This is a genomic window from Lysinibacillus sp. FSL K6-0075 (assembly GCF_038592945.1).
In the GTDB taxonomy this organism is placed as follows: Bacteria; Bacillota; Bacilli; order Bacillales_A; family Planococcaceae; genus Lysinibacillus; species Lysinibacillus fusiformis_F.
On sequence record NZ_CP151947.1, the window covers coordinates 1,078,098 to 1,096,030 of the forward strand.

18 protein-coding genes are annotated in these 17,933 nt (G+C 37.6%); 16 read left to right on the forward strand and 2 right to left on the reverse strand.

The window, feature by feature from the left end; genetic code table 11:
• Positions 1 to 4: 4 nt before the first annotated feature.
• Genes MHB65_RS05005 through spoVM form a run of 6 tightly spaced genes read left to right on the forward strand, consistent with a single transcriptional unit; the run spans position 5 to position 5,082 of the window.
• Positions 5 to 754 carry a Stp1/IreP family PP2C-type Ser/Thr phosphatase gene (locus MHB65_RS05005; RefSeq protein ID WP_205441900.1) on the forward strand — a complete coding sequence of 250 codons (750 nt, stop codon included), beginning with the start codon at positions 5 to 7 and terminating at the stop codon, positions 752 to 754.
• 2 nt (positions 755 to 756) lie between these two features.
• Complete coding sequence (pknB, locus tag MHB65_RS05010) at positions 757 to 2,745, forward strand: Stk1 family PASTA domain-containing Ser/Thr kinase (protein WP_205441901.1); 1,989 nt, start codon at positions 757 to 759, stop codon at positions 2,743 to 2,745.
• Positions 2,746 to 2,756: 11 nt separating this feature from the next.
• The gene (rsgA, locus tag MHB65_RS05015) at positions 2,757 to 3,641 is read left to right on the forward strand and encodes a ribosome small subunit-dependent GTPase A (RefSeq protein ID WP_205441902.1); all 885 of its coding nucleotides are present in this window, start codon (positions 2,757 to 2,759) and stop codon (positions 3,639 to 3,641) included.
• Between the two features lie 2 nt (positions 3,642 to 3,643).
• On the forward strand, positions 3,644 to 4,312 hold the full coding sequence (gene rpe / locus MHB65_RS05020) for a ribulose-phosphate 3-epimerase (protein ID WP_342443696.1): 669 nt from the start codon (positions 3,644 to 3,646) through the stop codon (positions 4,310 to 4,312).
• Complete coding sequence (locus tag MHB65_RS05025; RefSeq protein ID WP_342442673.1) at positions 4,309 to 4,962, forward strand: thiamine diphosphokinase; 654 nt, start codon at positions 4,309 to 4,311, stop codon at positions 4,960 to 4,962. The genes rpe and MHB65_RS05025 overlap by 4 nt, the downstream gene beginning before the upstream one ends.
• An 18-nt stretch (positions 4,963 to 4,980) precedes the next feature.
• A complete protein-coding gene (gene spoVM, locus MHB65_RS05030) occupies positions 4,981 to 5,082 on the forward strand; it encodes a stage V sporulation protein SpoVM (protein WP_099805045.1) in 102 nt (33 codons plus the stop codon).
• Between the two features lie 93 nt (positions 5,083 to 5,175).
• On the opposite strand, the gene rpmB is transcribed toward spoVM, so the two are convergent.
• Both rpmB and MHB65_RS05040 read right to left on the reverse strand, forming a co-directional pair.
• Entirely contained in the window at positions 5,176 to 5,364 is a 189-nt protein-coding gene (gene rpmB, locus MHB65_RS05035; protein WP_004227417.1) for a 50S ribosomal protein L28, read from the reverse strand.
• A 187-nt stretch (positions 5,365 to 5,551) separates the two neighbouring features.
• Positions 5,552 to 6,295 carry an IclR family transcriptional regulator gene (locus tag MHB65_RS05040; protein ID WP_342442674.1) on the reverse strand — a complete coding sequence of 248 codons (744 nt, stop codon included), beginning with the start codon at positions 6,293 to 6,295 and terminating at the stop codon, positions 5,552 to 5,554.
• A gap of 309 nt (positions 6,296 to 6,604) precedes the next feature.
• Between MHB65_RS05040 and MHB65_RS05045 the strand changes: the two genes are divergently transcribed.
• The 10 genes from MHB65_RS05045 (at position 6,605) to MHB65_RS05090 (ending at position 17,898) form a co-directional block, all read left to right on the forward strand.
• Complete coding sequence (locus MHB65_RS05045; RefSeq protein ID WP_205441905.1) at positions 6,605 to 7,477, forward strand: arginine deiminase family protein; 873 nt, start codon at positions 6,605 to 6,607, stop codon at positions 7,475 to 7,477.
• Between the two features lie 14 nt (positions 7,478 to 7,491).
• Positions 7,492 to 8,253 carry an arginine deiminase family protein gene (locus MHB65_RS05050; RefSeq protein ID WP_205441906.1) on the forward strand — a complete coding sequence of 254 codons (762 nt, stop codon included), beginning with the start codon at positions 7,492 to 7,494 and terminating at the stop codon, positions 8,251 to 8,253.
• Between the two features lie 110 nt (positions 8,254 to 8,363).
• Positions 8,364 to 9,791: an amino acid permease gene (locus MHB65_RS05055; protein WP_205441907.1), complete on the forward strand. Its 1,428-nt coding sequence runs from the start codon at positions 8,364 to 8,366 to the stop codon at positions 9,789 to 9,791.
• Between the two features lie 38 nt (positions 9,792 to 9,829).
• Complete coding sequence (locus MHB65_RS05060; RefSeq protein WP_342442675.1) at positions 9,830 to 11,434, forward strand: M20/M25/M40 family metallo-hydrolase; 1,605 nt, start codon at positions 9,830 to 9,832, stop codon at positions 11,432 to 11,434.
• A 168-nt stretch (positions 11,435 to 11,602) separates the two neighbouring features.
• Entirely contained in the window at positions 11,603 to 12,811 is a 1,209-nt protein-coding gene (locus MHB65_RS05065) for a diguanylate cyclase (protein ID WP_342442676.1), read from the forward strand.
• Between the two features lie 108 nt (positions 12,812 to 12,919).
• Positions 12,920 to 13,279, forward strand: a complete 360-nt coding sequence (locus MHB65_RS05070) for an Asp23/Gls24 family envelope stress response protein (RefSeq protein ID WP_004269431.1) — start codon at positions 12,920 to 12,922, stop codon at positions 13,277 to 13,279.
• Positions 13,280 to 13,297: 18 nt separating this feature from the next.
• A complete protein-coding gene (locus tag MHB65_RS05075) occupies positions 13,298 to 14,947 on the forward strand; it encodes a DAK2 domain-containing protein (RefSeq protein ID WP_342442677.1) in 1,650 nt (549 codons plus the stop codon).
• Between the two features lie 351 nt (positions 14,948 to 15,298).
• On the forward strand, positions 15,299 to 15,961 hold the full coding sequence (gene sdaAB / locus MHB65_RS05080) for an L-serine ammonia-lyase, iron-sulfur-dependent subunit beta (protein WP_205441910.1): 663 nt from the start codon (positions 15,299 to 15,301) through the stop codon (positions 15,959 to 15,961).
• Positions 15,962 to 15,975: 14 nt separating this feature from the next.
• Positions 15,976 to 16,884: an L-serine ammonia-lyase, iron-sulfur-dependent, subunit alpha gene (gene sdaAA, locus MHB65_RS05085; protein WP_205441911.1), complete on the forward strand. Its 909-nt coding sequence runs from the start codon at positions 15,976 to 15,978 to the stop codon at positions 16,882 to 16,884.
• A gap of 153 nt (positions 16,885 to 17,037) precedes the next feature.
• Positions 17,038 to 17,898: a LysR family transcriptional regulator gene (locus MHB65_RS05090; protein WP_342442678.1), complete on the forward strand. Its 861-nt coding sequence runs from the start codon at positions 17,038 to 17,040 to the stop codon at positions 17,896 to 17,898.
• The last annotated feature ends 35 nt before the right edge of the window (positions 17,899 to 17,933 follow it).

Sequence of the window (17,933 nt, forward strand, 5' to 3'; positions counted from 1 at the left end):
AGTATTGGAATACACAGTCGAAAGTGATATTGGTTTAAAACGATCCATTAATGAGGACCGTGCTGCATTCTTTAAACGTCCAGATGGGCTTGCACTAGCACTTGTAGCAGACGGCATGGGTGGTCATAATGCTGGTGATGTAGCAAGTGATATGGCAATCAAACAGATGGAATCCTTTTTTTTACAGGCAGACACACATCATTTTGTATCCACAACATCAAAAAAAGAATGGTTATTACAAACAGTTAAGCAATTGAATAAAACTATATATGACTATTCTTTATCACATGAAGACTGTAAAGGAATGGGCACGACGTTTATTGCGGTGTTAATCGAAGAACAACATTGCTTCATTGCACATGTTGGAGATAGTCGTGTGTATTATTTCTTTGAAGATGGTGCACAACAAATAACAAGAGATCATTCATATGTGAACGTCTTGGTTGAAAATGGTGAGATAAGCGAAGAAGAAGCTTTGACACATCCAAAGAAAAATTTCATCTTAAAGGCAGTTGGAACAGAGGAAACAATTGAACCAGACTTTTATGAAGTAGATTTAGCATCAGAATCGTATTTACTCATTTGTTCAGACGGATTAAGCAATAAACTAACTGTTTATGAAATGGCATCTATTATTACGTATCCAGATTCCATTGGGGAGAAGGGACGTAAACTTGTAGAATTAGCAAATGCCAGCGGGGGAGAAGACAACATCTCCCTCGTGCTACTAACAAAAAAGGATGAGGAGGTGTAAGAATGCTTGTAGGTAAAAGAATTAGTGACCGTTATAAAATTATAGAACTCATTGGTGGCGGAGGTATGTCCAATGTTTATTTAGCACACGATATGATCTTAAATCGTGATGTAGCCATTAAAATATTACGCTATGATTTTTCCAATGAGGATGAATTACATCGACGTTTTCAACGTGAGGCACTGTCTGCTACAAGTCTTACACATCCGAATATTGTTAGTGTTTATGATGTAGGTGACGATGGAGATCTACATTATATTGTGATGGAATATGTTCAAGGAAAAACATTAAAGCAGTACATACAAGAATTTGCACCGATTTCTCCTGCGAGAAGTGTGCATATTATGAAGCAATTAACATCTGCCATTGCCAATGCCCATGAAAACCATATTATCCACCGTGATATTAAACCGCAAAATATTTTAATGGATGCAGAAGGCAATGTGAAAATTACGGATTTTGGTATTGCCATGACGTTAAGTGCTACATCGTTTACTCAAACAAACTCTGTGCTTGGTACGGTGCATTATTTATCGCCAGAGCAAGCTCGTGGTGGTACGGCTACAAACAAATCGGATATTTATGCACTCGGTATTGTGTTGTATGAATTATTAACAGGTGAACTTCCATTTTCTGGTGAATCGGCTGTTTCAATTGCACTTAAGCATTTACAAGCAGAAACGCCTTCTGTCCGTGCTTTTGATGCAACGATTCCTCAGAGCTTGGAAAATGTAGTACTAAAGGCTACTGCCAAAGATGCATCCCATCGTTATACTACAGTGGAAGAAATGTATGAAGATTTGGAAACCGTTCTATCACCATCTAGAATCAACAATCCCAAATTTGTCATACCTGTGGATAATGATGTGACGAAGGCTATTCCCATCATTAAAGAGCAGATGCATAAAAAAGACGAAGATTTAACCAAAACAAGAGTGATTGAACCAATTATGGAAGCTAAAGCTCCATCTCAACCACAGCCTAAAAAGCCTGTAGAAAAACCAGTTCCCGTTAAGGCAAAGAAGAAAAATTGGCCAAAGTATGTTGCAGGACTATTTATTGCAGCGATTGTCATTTTCTTATTCTTTATATTTGCAAAAGATTTATTTAGCCCGAAAAAAGTGGCTATACCGGATGTAGTAAACTTAACAATAGAGGAAGCGACAAAAAAATTAGAAGCAGATGGATTTGTTGTTGGTGAAGAGCATCAGGAGCGAAATCATGAGGAAATTGAAAAGGGAAAGGTCATTGAAACGGACCCAGCAAAGAATTCATTACGTGAAAAAGGCTCAGAGGTAGACTTAATCGTTAGTTTAGGTGTAGAGATGACGACTGTAGATAATTATGTGGGTCAGAATTATAGTCAGGTGGAAGCTTTATTGAAAGGTAAGTATAAAGATGTAATAAAAGAGGATGTTCCTTCGCGTGAACCAGAAGGCAGGATTATTGAGCAAAGTATTCCAGCGGATACAGAAGTAGTAGCAAAAGAGGAAACCATCACGTTTAAAGTAAGCCAAGGAGTTAGGATGGTAAGGGTTGAAAACGTTGTAAATTATACGAAAGCTGATATGGATGACTATGTGAATAGAGTGGGGCTTAATTGGCGTATATCTCGTGAAGAATATCATGAGTCGATCCCAGCTGGCAGTGTAATTTCGCAATTGACAAAAGCGGGTACTATGGTAGAAGAAGGTTCTATGCTATCGGTTGTAATAAGTAAAGGACCAGCGAAACAACCTGATAAACTACGTCTCATACCTGTAGAAATTGAGTATAAACCTACAGAAGAGGGAATAGCTCAAAACATTCGAATTGAAATTCAAGATAAAAATCATACATTGTCTGAACCTGTTGAAGTATTTGAAATTTTAAGTGATACGCCATACAACATTCAGCTTACAATTGAAGATGGCAAAGATGCGAGTTATAGAATAATCCGTGACTCAGAAATAATTTTAGAAGGCAAAGTTAATTATAATGATGTCGATTAAGGAGGAATTGGATGGCGCAAGGCCAAATAAGAAAAGCATTAAGCGGTTATTATTATGTATTTGATGGACATCAACTGATTCAATGTCGAGGACGTGGGGTATTTCGTAATCGTGGCGAATCTCCACTTGTCGGCGATATTGTAGAGTATACAATGGAAACAGAAGGTTCTGATGGGACTATACAAAAGATTTTAGAGCGTCAAAATGAATTGGTGCGTCCGCCAATTGCTAATATTGATCAAGGTATTTTGGTATTTTCTGTAAAAGAGCCCAATTTCAATACCATTTTACTGGATCGCTTTTTAGTTGTGTTAGAATCATTCCATGTACATCCTATTATTTGTTTAACAAAAATGGATCTGCTAGAAAATGACGAACGTGCGGAATTACAAAATTATATAGCAGATTATGAAAGCATGGGCTATACAGTTTTGCAAACATATAAAGATGAAGAAGAATTAGTTGAACGATTACGTCCTATTTTAAAGGAAAAAACCACTGTTTTAGCTGGCCAATCAGGTGTTGGGAAATCAACCTTGCTCAATACACTCATTCCAGAGTTGAACTTAAAAACTGATATTATATCCCAAAGCTTAGGACGAGGAAAACATACCACTCGTCATGTCGAATTGATAGAGGTCTGTGATGGTTTATTGGCAGATACGCCTGGATTTAGTTCCTTTGATTTTGACGAAATTGATAAAGAAGAATTAGGTGTATGTTTTCCTGAAATGGCTAGAGTAGCGGATAATTGTAAATTCAGAGGATGCTTACACTTGAAAGAGCCCAAATGTGCAGTAAAGGCAGCAGTAGAATCAGGAGAAATTCGGGACTACCGCTACAAGCATTATGAACAATTTATGCAAGAAATTATGGATCGAAAGCCGAGGTATTAATGATGATACAAATAGCACCATCAATTTTAGCAGCGAATTTTGCAAAGTTAGGTGAAGAAGTAAAAGAAGTAGAACAAGCAGGTGCACAACTTATTCATATTGATGTAATGGATGGTCACTTTGTACCGAATATTTCATTTGGCTCCATCGTATTAGATGCTATCCGTCCATTAACAAAATTACCATTAGATGTGCATTTAATGATAGAAAATCCAGATCTATATATTGAACAGTTCGCAAAAGCTGGAGCAGACTATATTACAGTACATGTAGAAGCATGCCGTCATTTACATCGAACAATTCAATTAATCCGTTCTTATGGTGTAAAAGCTGGTGTCGTATTAAATCCACATACACCGATAGAGTCTATACAACACGTTTTAGAAGATATCGATATGGTATTATTAATGACTGTAAATCCAGGGTTCGGTGGACAAAAGTTTATCCATTCTGTTGTGCCTAAAATAGAAGCATTATCAGCAATTATTAAAGAGAGAGGCTTAGCTATTGCCATTGAAATTGATGGTGGTATTACTGCTGAAACAATTGTTCCATGTGCACAGGCTGGAGCGACTATTTTTGTAGCAGGATCAGCCATCTATAGTAAAGAGGATCGAACAGCTGCCCTTCAAGAGATTTTATTGGCTGGCGAGGCAGCGATTAAAGGATGACGACAGTCGTTGTTTGTGCAGGTGGTCCAAAAAATGAGCTTTGTTCATTTTCGTCATTTCAGCAACAACAGGATGTTGTGTTTATCGGGGCAGATCGTGGCGCTTTATATTTAATTGAGCAGGGAATTACTCCTCATGCCATTGTTGGTGATTTTGATTCTTTAACAGATGAAGAATATCGACAAGTGATGGCACAAACCAATGATCAACAACGTTTTCAAGAAGAGAAAAATGAAACAGACACGGACTTAGCTTTGCTCAAAGCCTATACGTATGAACCGCAAGAAATTGTTTTGACAGGTGTGACGGGTGGGCGTTTAGATCATTATGAGGCAGCCGTTCGTTCCATTTATCGATTACAAAAGGAGCGTCCTCAAATTGAGCTAAAGATTATCAATCACTCAAATATGTTGCAATTTTTACTACCAGGTACACATACCATTTATGCAGATGATCGATACCGATACTTGTCTTTTTTCGCTCACGAGGAGCCTATTCAAGATGTAACATTACGACAAGTAAAATATGAAACAACGAATGAGGAAATTTCTTTAGGAACATCTCGATTTACAAGTAATGAAATAATAGGAACTTCAGGGTCTATATCTTTCTCACAAGGCATATGTTTAATGATAAGAAGCATAGATTAGCGTAAGGGGGAGAGAGTCCTGAAAGTATATACGTTCCAATTGCCGAAATTCGTGAGTAGTATCACGCGTACGTGTATTAACCTATTTAAAAAAGATAAGAAAGTAAAAAAATCCGACTAATGTTAGTCGGATTTTTTTACTTTCTTATAGAATACTAATCAAAGAAAAAAATCGATTGCGCTCAATGCGAAATCGATTTTTTAGAAGCAGCGATTAAACGCGCTCGATTTTACCTGATTTTAATGCACGAGCAGAAACCCATACACGTTTTGGTTTACCGTCAACTAAGATACGAACTTTTTGAAGGTTAGCACCCCAAGTACGTTTGTTAGCGTTCATAGCGTGGGAACGGTTGTTACCAGTACGAGCTTTACGTCCAGTGATTACACATTGTTTTGGCATGTTGTATTCCCTCCTTACTGTTGATGCTGAAAGATTATTATTTCAGTTCGGTATTTCACATACCATAATAATTTAACATACGATGGCGTTCAGTGCAACAGTTTTCACATAACCTTTCAAGAAAAAAACCTTTACAGACATAAAACAGTGACGAAAAAGTAGGGAAACTTTTTCGGTAGCCGTTCTCCTATCCTTTTCCTCGATAACCAAGTTTCGTCGATACACGTCTACCAGTATCAACTAAACGCTTAATTAATGTATTAATATGATCTTGAGAGACATTAAAGCTCACAAAACCAATACTGACTGCGCCTATCACTTCACCAAAACCATCTAAAACAGAGACAGCAATGGAGGATGTACCTGCAGTTCTTTCTCCATGACTTATTGCATAGCCTTGTTGTCGAATTTGTTGAAGCTGCTCCTCTAATTCGGCCATTTCATCTTTATCTACAAGTTGTTCTAAAATTTCCTTTGATTGTGCCTTTGACATGGAGGCAAGTATGGCTTTATTGGCCGCACCGATATGCATGGGTATACGAATCCCCAACTGATCATAAATACGAATCGGATTTGCTGCACTGTCTATCCGTTCTATAATAATCGTATCTAATCCAGCTGGTTTACTTAAATAAACGCTTTCTTCAACCTCTCTGGCTAATCGTTCTAACTCAGGTCTGATTTTGCTAATATAATCCATCGTATCATACACCTGTAAGCCAAGCTCCATCCATATAGTTCCAAGCCGATAATGTTTGGTCTGCTCATCTTGCTCAATCATCCCTTGTTTAATCATGGCTTTTAAAATTCTATGTAAAGTACTTAGCGGTAAATCGCATTTAGTAGAAAGCTCTGAAATGGACAAGCTACTGTCGTTTGCATCAGCAGCTAAAACCTTCGCAATCGTCATTGCCCGTTCTAATAATTGCATTTGTCCCACCTCCCTTCTTCCTATTTTATTTTTATTCTCCATCTACGTCTAGTTCCAATATCCTCGAACGGATTAGTAGTCTAAACAAAAGCTGTATTTTTATTTAAGACAAGTACAAAAGGGTTCTTTAAGTGTATTTGCATAAATACTAATATAACTTTTTCTCCGAGAGTGCATGCAATATAGATTAAAAGAAAAATAAAAGTTTTCTAAATATATTGACAGTATAGCATAAAACGAATATATTCTTCATATAAACTTTCCTCTTAACGGAAACGTTTTCCACTACACGGAAATGAGGTGAAAGGAATGCATTATTGTTCATCAATGTATGCACCTTTGAAACACGTTATAGTAAAAGATCCAAAAGATGCTTTCCGAAGTCAGAAACATCTTAGTGATGAATGGAAAACATTTAACTACTTATCTGAGCCTAATTATGAAGAAGCTCTAAGTGAATATGCTGAATTTATTGGGATTCTTGAAAAGTATGTTGAGACTATTGATTATTTGCCAATAGCAGATGAAGTAGGATTAGATTCGCTCTACGCACATGATCCAGTTAAATTCACACCAAATGGTGCCATTATACTGAAGTCTGGCAAAAAATTAAGACAACCAGAAGCGGCAGTATACAAGGACTTTTTACAGGAAAAAGGTATTCCAGTCATTGGTGAACTTACAGGTGAGGCGGTTTCAGACGGTGGAGATATTGTTTGGCTAGATGATCGAACGCTCGTAGTGGGGAGAGGTTATCGTACAAACGATGAAGCCATTCGTCAGTTAAAGGAAATGACAGCCGATATGGTAGATGAATTTATAGTTGTACAGCTACCACATGATCTAGGTGAAGCTGAGTGTTTACATTTAATGTCTTTCATAAGTATGGTAGACCGAGATTTAGCTGTTGTGCATTCGCGCCTAATGCCAGTATTTTTCAGACAGCTGCTAATTGAGCGTGGCATCCAGCTAGTAGAAGTCCCGAAGGATGAATATGATGCGCTAGGCTGTAATGTGTTAGCGCTTGCACCAAGGGTATGTGTGATTCCTCAAGGCAACAAAGAAACAAAGCAACAGCTACTTGATGCTGGAGCAACTGTGTATGAATATAAAGGCGATGAAATTACTGTTAAAGGAACTGGTGGGCCAACATGTTTAACTTGCCCAGTAGTAAGAGGATAAAGGAGAAGATGAATATGTTCAAAAATGTAATTGTCAAAAATCCAGGAAATAGTTTTGTAAACGGTTTAACAACTAGTGATTTAGGGAAGCCCATTTTAGAAAAATTGTTTGAACAGCATGAAAACTATGTAGAGGCTTTAAAAAAATGTGGTGTTGAGGTCACTCAATTACCAGCGAATGAAGCATTTCCAGATTCAACATTTGTAGAGGATACAGCCGTATTAACACCTGAGTTTGCTATTATATCGAATCCTGGAGCAGTAGCTCGTAACCGTGAAATTGAAGAAATTGAACCAGCTGTAAAGCAATTCTATGAAAAAATTTACTATATTAAAGGTTCTGGAACACTTGATGGTGGAGATGTATTACAGGCAGAGAAAAAGTTTTACGTAGGGATTTCAGATCGCACAAATGAAGAAGGAGCGCAGCAATTTAAAGAAATTGTTGAGCAAGAGGGTTATGAGGCAACTATTATCCCATTAAAAGAGTTCTTCCATCTAAAAACAGGAATTGCCTATGTTGGGGAAAATCGCATGGTGCTAGCTGGTGAGTTTGTCGACCACCCTGCATTTGAATCTTACGATAAAATCATAATTCCTAAAGAAGATGAATATTCAGCTAACTGTATTCAAGTAAATGATTATATTATTATTCCAGCTGGCTATCCAGAAACAAATCGTAAACTACTGGATCTAGGCTATCAAACAATTGAACTTGATATGTCTGAATTCAGAAAACATGATGGTGGCTTAAGCTGTTTATCATTACGTTTTTAAGTAATTCTAACAATACCCAATCAATTTAAAAGAGAAAATTGATTGGGTACTTTCATTCTATAAATATCAGAAAATTTAATATTTTTACATTATATGGGAAGTAGGGATGGATGTTGAATAAAGGGGATCAGCTTCACACTAATCAATTAAAACGTTCGATGAAAAGCCGTCACTTGTTAATGCTTTCACTTGGAGGTGTTATTGGAACAGGTTTATTTTTAAATGTAGGCTATACCATTAATCAGGCAGGCCCAGGAGGCGCGCTTATTGGCTACTTGTTTGGTGGCTTAATTTTGTTTATGGTCATGAACTGTCTTGGAGAATTGGCTGTTTACATGCCTGTTACAGGCTCCTTCCAAACATACGCAACACGTTTCATTAGTCCTTCAGCTGGTTTTTCATTAGGTTGGATGTATTTTGTCGGTTCTGCTGCCACAGCTGGTGTTGAATTTACGGCTGCAGGCATTTTAATGCAGCATTGGTTTCCAAGTGTACCAATTTGGATATGGTGTGCTGTGTTTATGGTTCTTTTATTTGTCTTAAATGCTTTAACAACGAAGGGCTTTGCTGAAGCGGAATTCTGGTTTGCTAGTATAAAAGTTGTTGCAGTGATTGCATTTATCATTATTGGTGGTGCAGCAATCTTTGGTTTAATTCCATTAGCAGATCGTCCAACTCCACATCTCACAAATTTAGCACCTTCTGGCTTATTCCCAGCAGGTATTACGATTATTTTTGTCACAATGATGAATGTTATTTTTTCTTATCAGGGATCAGAGCTGGTTGGAATTGCAGCAGGGGAGACCGAGAACCCTGAAAAAAATATTCCAAGAGCGATTCGTACAATTCTTTTCAGAATCATCGTTTTCTATATTGCTTCCATTATTGTATTGTCAGCAATATTCCCAGCATCAGAGCTTGGTCTTATGGAGAGTCCATTTGTCACGTTAATGAATTTAGCTGGTGTGCCTTATGCAGCTGGCATCATGAACTTTGTTATTTTGACGGCTATTTTATCAGTTGGTAATTCATGCTTATATGCATCAACACGTTTATTATTTTCTATGTCACAAGAGGGGATGGCACCCAAATTATTTGGTCGATTAACGAAAAATAAAGTACCATTAAATGCGCTTATTTTTACAATGGTATTCTCGCTCTTATCATTGTTAACAAGTGTAATGGAAGCTGATGCTGTATTTGTATTACTAATGTCGGTAGCTGGAATATCTGTCACAATTTCATGGATGGGAATTTGTGCTTCTCAATTAATGTTCCGCTATCGCTATGTCAAGTCTGGAGGAAATGTGGCTGATCTAAAATTTAAGACACCATTATTTCCACTGATTCCAGTATTTTGTATAATCTTCTGTGTATTTATTTTAGCATTTTTAGCGTTTGATCCAACACAAAGGATTGGTTTACTGTACGGGATTGGCTTCTTTATTGCCTGTATGATCTTTTATCAATTGAAATTAAAAAAAGTGGCAACTGCTGCTACAGATAGCAAAAATGAAGAAACACTAGAAGTTCGTTAATAGAATCTCTAACGAATGGGAGTTAAAGGAGAATTTTTATGAATACTTTTATGTGGGATACACCCGAAAAATTACGTGCCCTCTTATGTGAACTTGTGAGCTGGGAAAGCAGAACATTAACGAAGGGTGAAAATGAATTTGCCTTTCGCTTAAAAGATAAATTGTTAACGCTTCCATATTTTGATAAACACCCGGAATTGATTGAATTACATGATGCAGGACTTGGCAGAAACGCGGTTACAGCCTTCTATAAGCATCCAACGGCAACGGAAACGGTTGTATTAATTAGCCACTTTGATACCGTGCATACGGAGGAATATGGTGAACTAGAGCCGTTAGCCTTTTATCCGGAAGAGCTAACGAAAAAGCTACTGGAGCCTAAATACCTAAAAGACTTACCAGAGGCAGCTCGCATTGATTTGGAGTCAGGGAATTATTTATTTGGTCGCGGCACAATGGATATGAAAATGGGTCTTGCCTTACACATGCAGTTAATTGAAAAGGCAAGCTTTGAGCAATGGCCGATTAATTTGATTTTAACAACTGTTCCTGATGAGGAAGTCAACTCTGCTGGTATGAGAGCGGCTGTTGTGGAACTGGTGAGACTGCGTGAACAGCATGGTTTATCCTATCAATTATTTTTAAATAGTGAGCCTTCCTTTTCACAAGGGCCATCGGATACGAATGAATATATCTATTCAGGCACAATTGGTAAAATCATGCCTGCTGCCTTGTTCTATGGAAAAGAGACACATGTGGGTGAACCATTAAAAGGGATGACGGCTACCTTTATCGCCTCCTATATGACACAGCATATGGAGTGGAACCCGCTTTTCCGTGAAACAGATTTAGGTGAAAGCACGCCACTACCCGTATCGCTACAGTTAAAAGATTTGAAAATGGAGTATTCTACACAAACACCGTATCGTGCTGCGGCACTTTACAATGTCTTTTTGTTAAAACGGACAGCTGCAGAAGTGATGGCTATTTTTGAGGAAGTTGCGTTACAGGCAATGGCTGCTTGCAATGCGCACTATCAGGACATTTGTACACGAGAAAATGTGCAGGGTGTGGGCAAAGTAAAGGTCTTGCGCTACGAGGCATTATTGGAACATGCGATCCATAAATTAGGGGCTGAGGAAGTACAAGCGATTAAGCAGCAGGTTCTGCAACATAGTGCATGGGATGATCGTGAAAAGTCCATTCGCATTGTGGATCAGCTCATGATTCGCTGTCAGGAACTAGCACCCGCAACAGTCTTGTTATATGCGCCACCTTACTACCCAGCCATTAATTCATCCAATCACCCATTAGTGAAACAGTCGATTGAATTAATGAAGCAAACAGCTCGGACATTTGATATTGAGGTGGAGCAGATCCACTACTTTAACGGCATTTGTGATTTAAGCTATGTCAACTATTCAGATGCATCCAATGAGTGGCTAGCATTTGAGCGGAACACACCAGTATGGGGCGACACGTATCATATTCCATTCAAAGAAATGGCGGCATTACAAGGCCCTGTATTAAATGTCGGTCCATTTGGTAAAGATGCCCATCAAAAAACAGAACGATTGCATGTGGATAGTGCGTTTAAAGAAATGCCTGTTATGATCGATACGCTTATTAAAAGTCTATTTTAGCCAGATAAATTTTTTGATATTTAATTGAATACAATGTAAAAAGTTGATGCTATAAAGGTATCAACTTTTTTATTTACCAGAAAAATTTAGATTGACTTGTATTTTTCATTATCATGACGATACATATAGGACATTATAATTATTTGAAAGTGGACATGAGGAGCGAGCATGATGGAAAATCAAGAAAAAATAGCTTTTTCTATTCGTGAAGAAATGGTTCAGTCGAATTTAAAAGGGATGAGAATGGTTGCTTGGACACTCATGTATGTATCAGCCATTATTTCGATTATTCATTATGGAGAGGTTTTCTTTATTAAGGCAGAAAGAGCTATGGTCCCCGTCTATATTGCTATTCATATCGCCATGTTTTATATAGATGTAGCAGTATTATTGTTTATCCGAGAAAAGCGAATTCATATTACGCCTTTAACTATACAGAAGTATGAACGATTGGTTGTTGTTTATATTTACACAATAATGCTATTGATTACTGCTATATCGGTATTGGATGTTTACTTTTTCCGCCATGCAGCATTGTATGAGGTGATTTTGATCATCATTTGTACAGTATTCGCATTACCTTTACGTAAAATTGTCTGGATTATTTTGCTTTCTGCATCAGCGATTATTGCGAGTGTGTATATGAGTGCTGGAATATCGAGTGAGAATATAAAAATCATATTACCGATGTCACTATTAATACCTATTGGTGTAATGATTCAATATCAGACCTATAAGGTTCGTAAACAAATCCATACCCAGCATATTTTATTGAATGAGGAAATGACCAAAACGAAACGACTATCAGAATTGTTGGCTACTAAAAATAATGAATTAGCAGAGCAAGCATTAAAAGATTCTTTAACGAATCTACCTAATCGACGTGCATTTAATCAAAAATTGAATAAAATAGGACATCAACTTCATCTAACGCAATCTTTCACAGTCATAATGATTGATATTGATTGCTTTAAAAAATTTAATGATTATTATGGACATTTACAGGGAGATGATGCAATTGTCAAAGTCGCATCCCTGTTGGATGAAATTGCAGGGAAGTATAATGCATTCGTTGCCCGTTGGGGAGGCGAGGAATTTGTGATGATAAGTCAGCATACTCACAAGTTTGCTGAACCTGTTTGTGAAGAAATTTTAGAAGAAGTTCGAGAACTTAATATTCCGCATATACAATCTACTATTGCCCAACATGTTACAGTCAGTATTGGAATGTGTCATGCTAAAATCACAAAGTATGAGCAATTACAATCATGTTGTGAATTAGCTGACCAAGCGCTGTATCTAGCTAAGCAAAACGGACGAAACAACTATTATCGTAAAATGGCAATTTTTGATGAAGAAGCAAATGCGTCTATTTGAAGTCAGAAAACGTTGCTACGAAGCCTTTCAATACCCCCTTAGGTTGCTTAAATTATAACGAAAGTGTTACAATATAGTTTAGTCAAAAAGAGCCAAGGGGGCATTTCTATGTCAATTGAATTAAACAATGAATTCGGCCAAATTGATATTTCAACAGATGTACTTGCACAAATTGCTGGTGGAGCTGCTGTAGAATGCTACGGTATTGTTGGCATGGCATCTAAACATCAAATTCGTGATGGTCTAACTGATATTTTACGTAAAGAAAACTTCGCAAAAGGTGTTGTAATTCGACAACAGGACGACGATTTACATATAGATATGTACATTATTGTTAGTTACGGGACAAAAATTTCGGAAGTTGCTTATCAAGTACAATCGAAAGTGAAATATACAGTAGATAAAACATTAGGTATGAGCGTAAAATCTGTCAATATCTTTGTACAGGGCGTTCGTGTAGCGAATTAAGAGGAGGAACTAAATCGAATGCAGTCTTTAGACGGTATAAAGTTTGCTGAAATGGTACAAATGGGTGCGCATCACCTTTACCAAAATGCAAATTATGTAGATTCATTAAATGTTTTCCCCGTTCCAGATGGTGATACAGGTACAAATATGAACTTATCGATGACATCTGGTGCTAAGGAAACAGAGCATGCTGCTTCAGAGCATATTGGTAAAACAGCACAGGCATTATCAAAAGGCTTGTTAATGGGTGCGCGTGGGAATTCAGGCGTTATTCTATCTCAATTATTCCGTGGTTTTGGGAAGTTTATTGAAAAAGAGTCAACAATTGATGCAAAGGGCTTTGCAGGAGCCTTCCAAGCAGGTGTTGATACGGCATATAAAGCTGTTATGAAGCCAGTAGAAGGAACGATATTAACAGTGGCACGTGAAGCTGCAAAAAAAGGTGTAGAAGTAGCAGAAACTGAAAACGATATCATTGCCGTAATGGAAGCTTTTACAGCAGAGGCAAAGGCATCGTTGGATCGCACACCTGACCTACTGCCTGTTTTAAAAGAGGTCGGTGTGGTAGATAGTGGTGGTCAGGGCTTACTATTTGTGTATGAAGGGTTTTTAGCTTCCTTGAAGGGTGAGGCTCTCCCTGAGAAAAATGATGCGACGCTCGATGATTTAATCAATGCAGAACATCATAGAGCGCAAGATTTCATGAACACTGCCGATATTGAATTTGGCTACTGTACAGAAATAATGGTACGCTTAGAGGAAGGAAAAGAACCTTTTGATGAGGAACAATTCCGTAATGAATTAAATCCTTTGGGGGATTCTTTACTTGTGATTTCGGATGAGGAAATTGCGAAAGTTCATATCCATTCCGAGCAACCAGGTTCTGTTCTATCGATTGGACAAAAATACGGTAGTCTTATAAAAATTAAAGTGGATAATATGCGTGAGCAGCATTCAGCAATCGTTGGTGAAGAACATAAAGCGCCAACGCCTGCCAAAAAAGTAGAAAAACATCCATATGCTATTGTCACGATTGCTATGGGTGAGGGTGTGGCAGAATTATTGCGCTCTATCGGTGCTTCCTATGTCATTGAAGGCGGGCAAACAATGAATCCTTCGACTGAAGATATCGTGAAAGCTGTACAAGAAATTGGAGCAGAGAAAGTATTAATCTTACCGAATAATAAAAATATAGTAATGGCAGCGGAGCAAGCAGTTGAACTATTAGAAATTGATGCAGCAGTTGTCCCTACTAAGACAATTCCTCAAGGAATGGCAGCGATTTTAGCGTTTAATCCAGAGGCGGCTGTTGATGCAAATAAAAAGACCATGTCAGAAGCATTTGCGAACGTGAAGACAGGTCAAGTTACCTATGCAGTGCGTGATACATCTATTGATGGTGTTGAAATCCATAAAGATGATTATATGGCATTGGCAGAAGGAAAAATTGTTCTTTCTACACCAGCACTAAAGGATGCAGCTGAAAAAGTAATCATGGATTTAGTCGATGAAGATGCTGAGATTGTTACAGTGATCTATGGTGAAGATACAACTGAACAAGCTGCTTCAGAGTTGGTAGCCTTCATTGAAGAGAACTATCCAGATGTAGAAGTTGAATTATTTGATGGAAAACAAGGGTTATATCCATATATTATTTCAGTAGAATAATTACATGCTACTTTGCAATTCCGTAAAGAAAGCAGTGCACAAAACGTGTACTGCTTTTGTTTATGCTACAAAGAGAATGATGGGTTAAATTTATTAAAAACGTACTAAATATGAAGAATTCAATGTACGTACCCACAGGATATAAAATTTGGAAATATTGGAATGTCAACGCTTTAGTAGTTGTGTATATATGGTGCGGACAAAAAATAAGCATATATATTTACTATAAATTATAGTAGTGGTAATTTTCTGAAAGTTGATAAATTAAATGCTTTACTTTTATAGTAACTATCAAGCATGATATAAATAAAAATAAATATTATTATACGAATAGAATAGAGGGGTGTTTGTATGAAGTTTACTTCAGTATTTGATATTATTGGACCAGTCATGATTGGGCCTTCCTCCTCTCATACGGCAGGTGCAGCTCGTATCGGGCGTGTAGCAAGGGATTTATTTGGTAGACAACCTAAATGGGCAAAAATTCATTTATATGGATCATTTGCAGAAACGTATAGAGGGCATGGTACAGATGTTGCGATTGTGGGAGGCTTATTAAATTACGATACATTTGATGATCGTATTAAAACAGCATTTGAAGATGCCAAAAAAGCAGGATTAGAATATGAATTTATTCCTGAAACAGCTAATACGGAGCATCCAAATACGGCTCGACTTGTCATTGGGGACGATGAAGGGGAAATGTCAGTAGTCGGTATTTCGATTGGTGGCGGGAAAATTGAAGTCAGTGAAGTCAATGGCTTTAAGTTGCGTTTAACTGGTGGCATGCCAGCTATTCTTGTTGTACATGACGATCGTGCTGGCTGTATTGCCAATGTAGCCAATTGCTTAGCGATGCATGAAGTCAACATTGGGCATATGGAGGTGTCACGTATCGAACGTGGTTTAACTGCTCTAATGGTGATTGAAATTGACCAAAACATTGAGGATAAGGTGCTGCAGCAAATATCCTTAATTCCACATATTACAAAGGTTTCTAAAATTAATAACTAAGGGGGTGTCCCGTAATGGACGTTTTATTTCATAATGTTCGTGAGCTTGTTGAACGAGCAGAGCAAGAAGGAAAATTAATATCAGAAATTATGATCGAACAGGAAATATTGATAACTGGCAGAACTCGTGAAGAAATCATCCAGCAAATGGATCGAAATCTAACAGTGATGGAAGAAGCAATTGAACGCGGATTACAAGGTGTGCAGTCAGTAACAGGTTTAACTGGTGGGGATGCCGTATTGCTTCAAAATTATATTAAACAAGGAAAGTCACTAGCAGGTGATTTATTATTAGATGCAGTAAGTAAAGCGGTTGCAACAAATGAAGTAAATGCTGCAATGGGCACAATATGTGCAACGCCAACAGCAGGTTCGGCAGGTGTTGTACCAGGAACGCTTTTTGCTGTAAAAAACAAACTAAATCCAACTCGTGAGCAAATGATTCGTTATTTATTTACGTCAGGAGCATTTGGATTTGTGGTAGCAAATAATGCTTCCATTTCTGGGGCTGCTGGCGGTTGTCAGGCAGAGGTTGGTTCAGCCGCAGGTATGGCTGCTGCTGCTATTGTTGAGATGGCTGGAGGCACACCACAGCAATGTTCAGAAGCGTTTGCCATTACACTAAAAAATATGCTAGGACTTGTCTGTGACCCAGTAGCAGGTTTAGTTGAAGTACCATGTGTCAAACGTAATGCCATGGGTGCATCTAACTCCCTTGTAGCGGCGGATATGGCGCTTGCAGGTGTAACGAGTCGTATTCCATGTGATGAAGTAATTGGCGCAATGTATCGCATTGGACAATCGATGAGTCCAAATCTTAAAGAGACCGCACGAGGTGGTCTAGCGGCAACACCAACAGGAAAGGCTATTAGTAAAGCTATTCTTGAAAACGGTGGCTTACAAAGCATTAAAGCACTTCAATAAAAATGAAGAAACATGCTATCTGAATAGGTAGCATGTTTTTATGTTGGTTGATAACTTAATGGAAAGAAAAACCCTCTAACGTACATCGTCGTTTTATGTATAATTAAATTTTAATAAGTGAAATCTTAATTGATAGCAGGGGCGTGAATAGAGATGGATTTGCGTAATTTGAAAACGTTTCATGTTGTTTCAACTTACCTCAACTTTACAAAAGCGGCTCAAATTTTAAATTATAGCCAGCCTACAATTAGCCAGCAGATTAAAGCGTTAGAGGAAGAGTTAGGACATATCTTAATTAATCGAATGGGCAAAAAAATGTTTCTTTCTCAAGTAGGAAAAATAGTAAAGGAACATACAGATCGATTATTTGGGATTATGGAAGAAATGGAACAGGATTTGAAGAATTTCGAAAAACCCTTTGGCCATTTGACAATCGCTGCGCCAGAATTTTATTGTGGCTATTATTTATCACATATTATTGGCTCGTATTTAAAACTGTACCCTCAGGTAAACTTAAAACTTCTTTGTGCCAATAGTAAAGAAACAGCTAAACTTGTGAGTTCAAATCAAGCAGATATAGGTTTTGTAGCTGGCTATCCTAGTTACGCTGGTGTAGAGGGGATATTATTGGAAGAAGAGGATTTAGTGTTGGTTGGAAATCCGCTTATTGTAAAAGACCGTACTGTGCAGGAAATATTCGATCATTTTCCCTTTATAACCTATGGTATGGATGACTCTATTGTCAGTTGCCTTCAAGAAATTCAGTGTAAGCCCCAAACAATAGTGGAATTTGGAAGCGAGGAAGCAATTAAACGAGCGGTAATGGAGCAAGTAGGTCTAGCCTTGCTGAGTGATATTATTATTCAAAAAGAGGTAAGCAAAGGAAGTCTTCAAGTTCTTTACCGATTTCCTAAAAAGTTACCTACTTATTTAATCTTTCCTCAAAATGCTAAAACATTTAGTAATGTAAGTACTTTTATTGATTTAGTCAAAGATACATGGAAAACAATTTAAAAGGTTTGTATATGAAAAGAATGTTGCATCCTGGT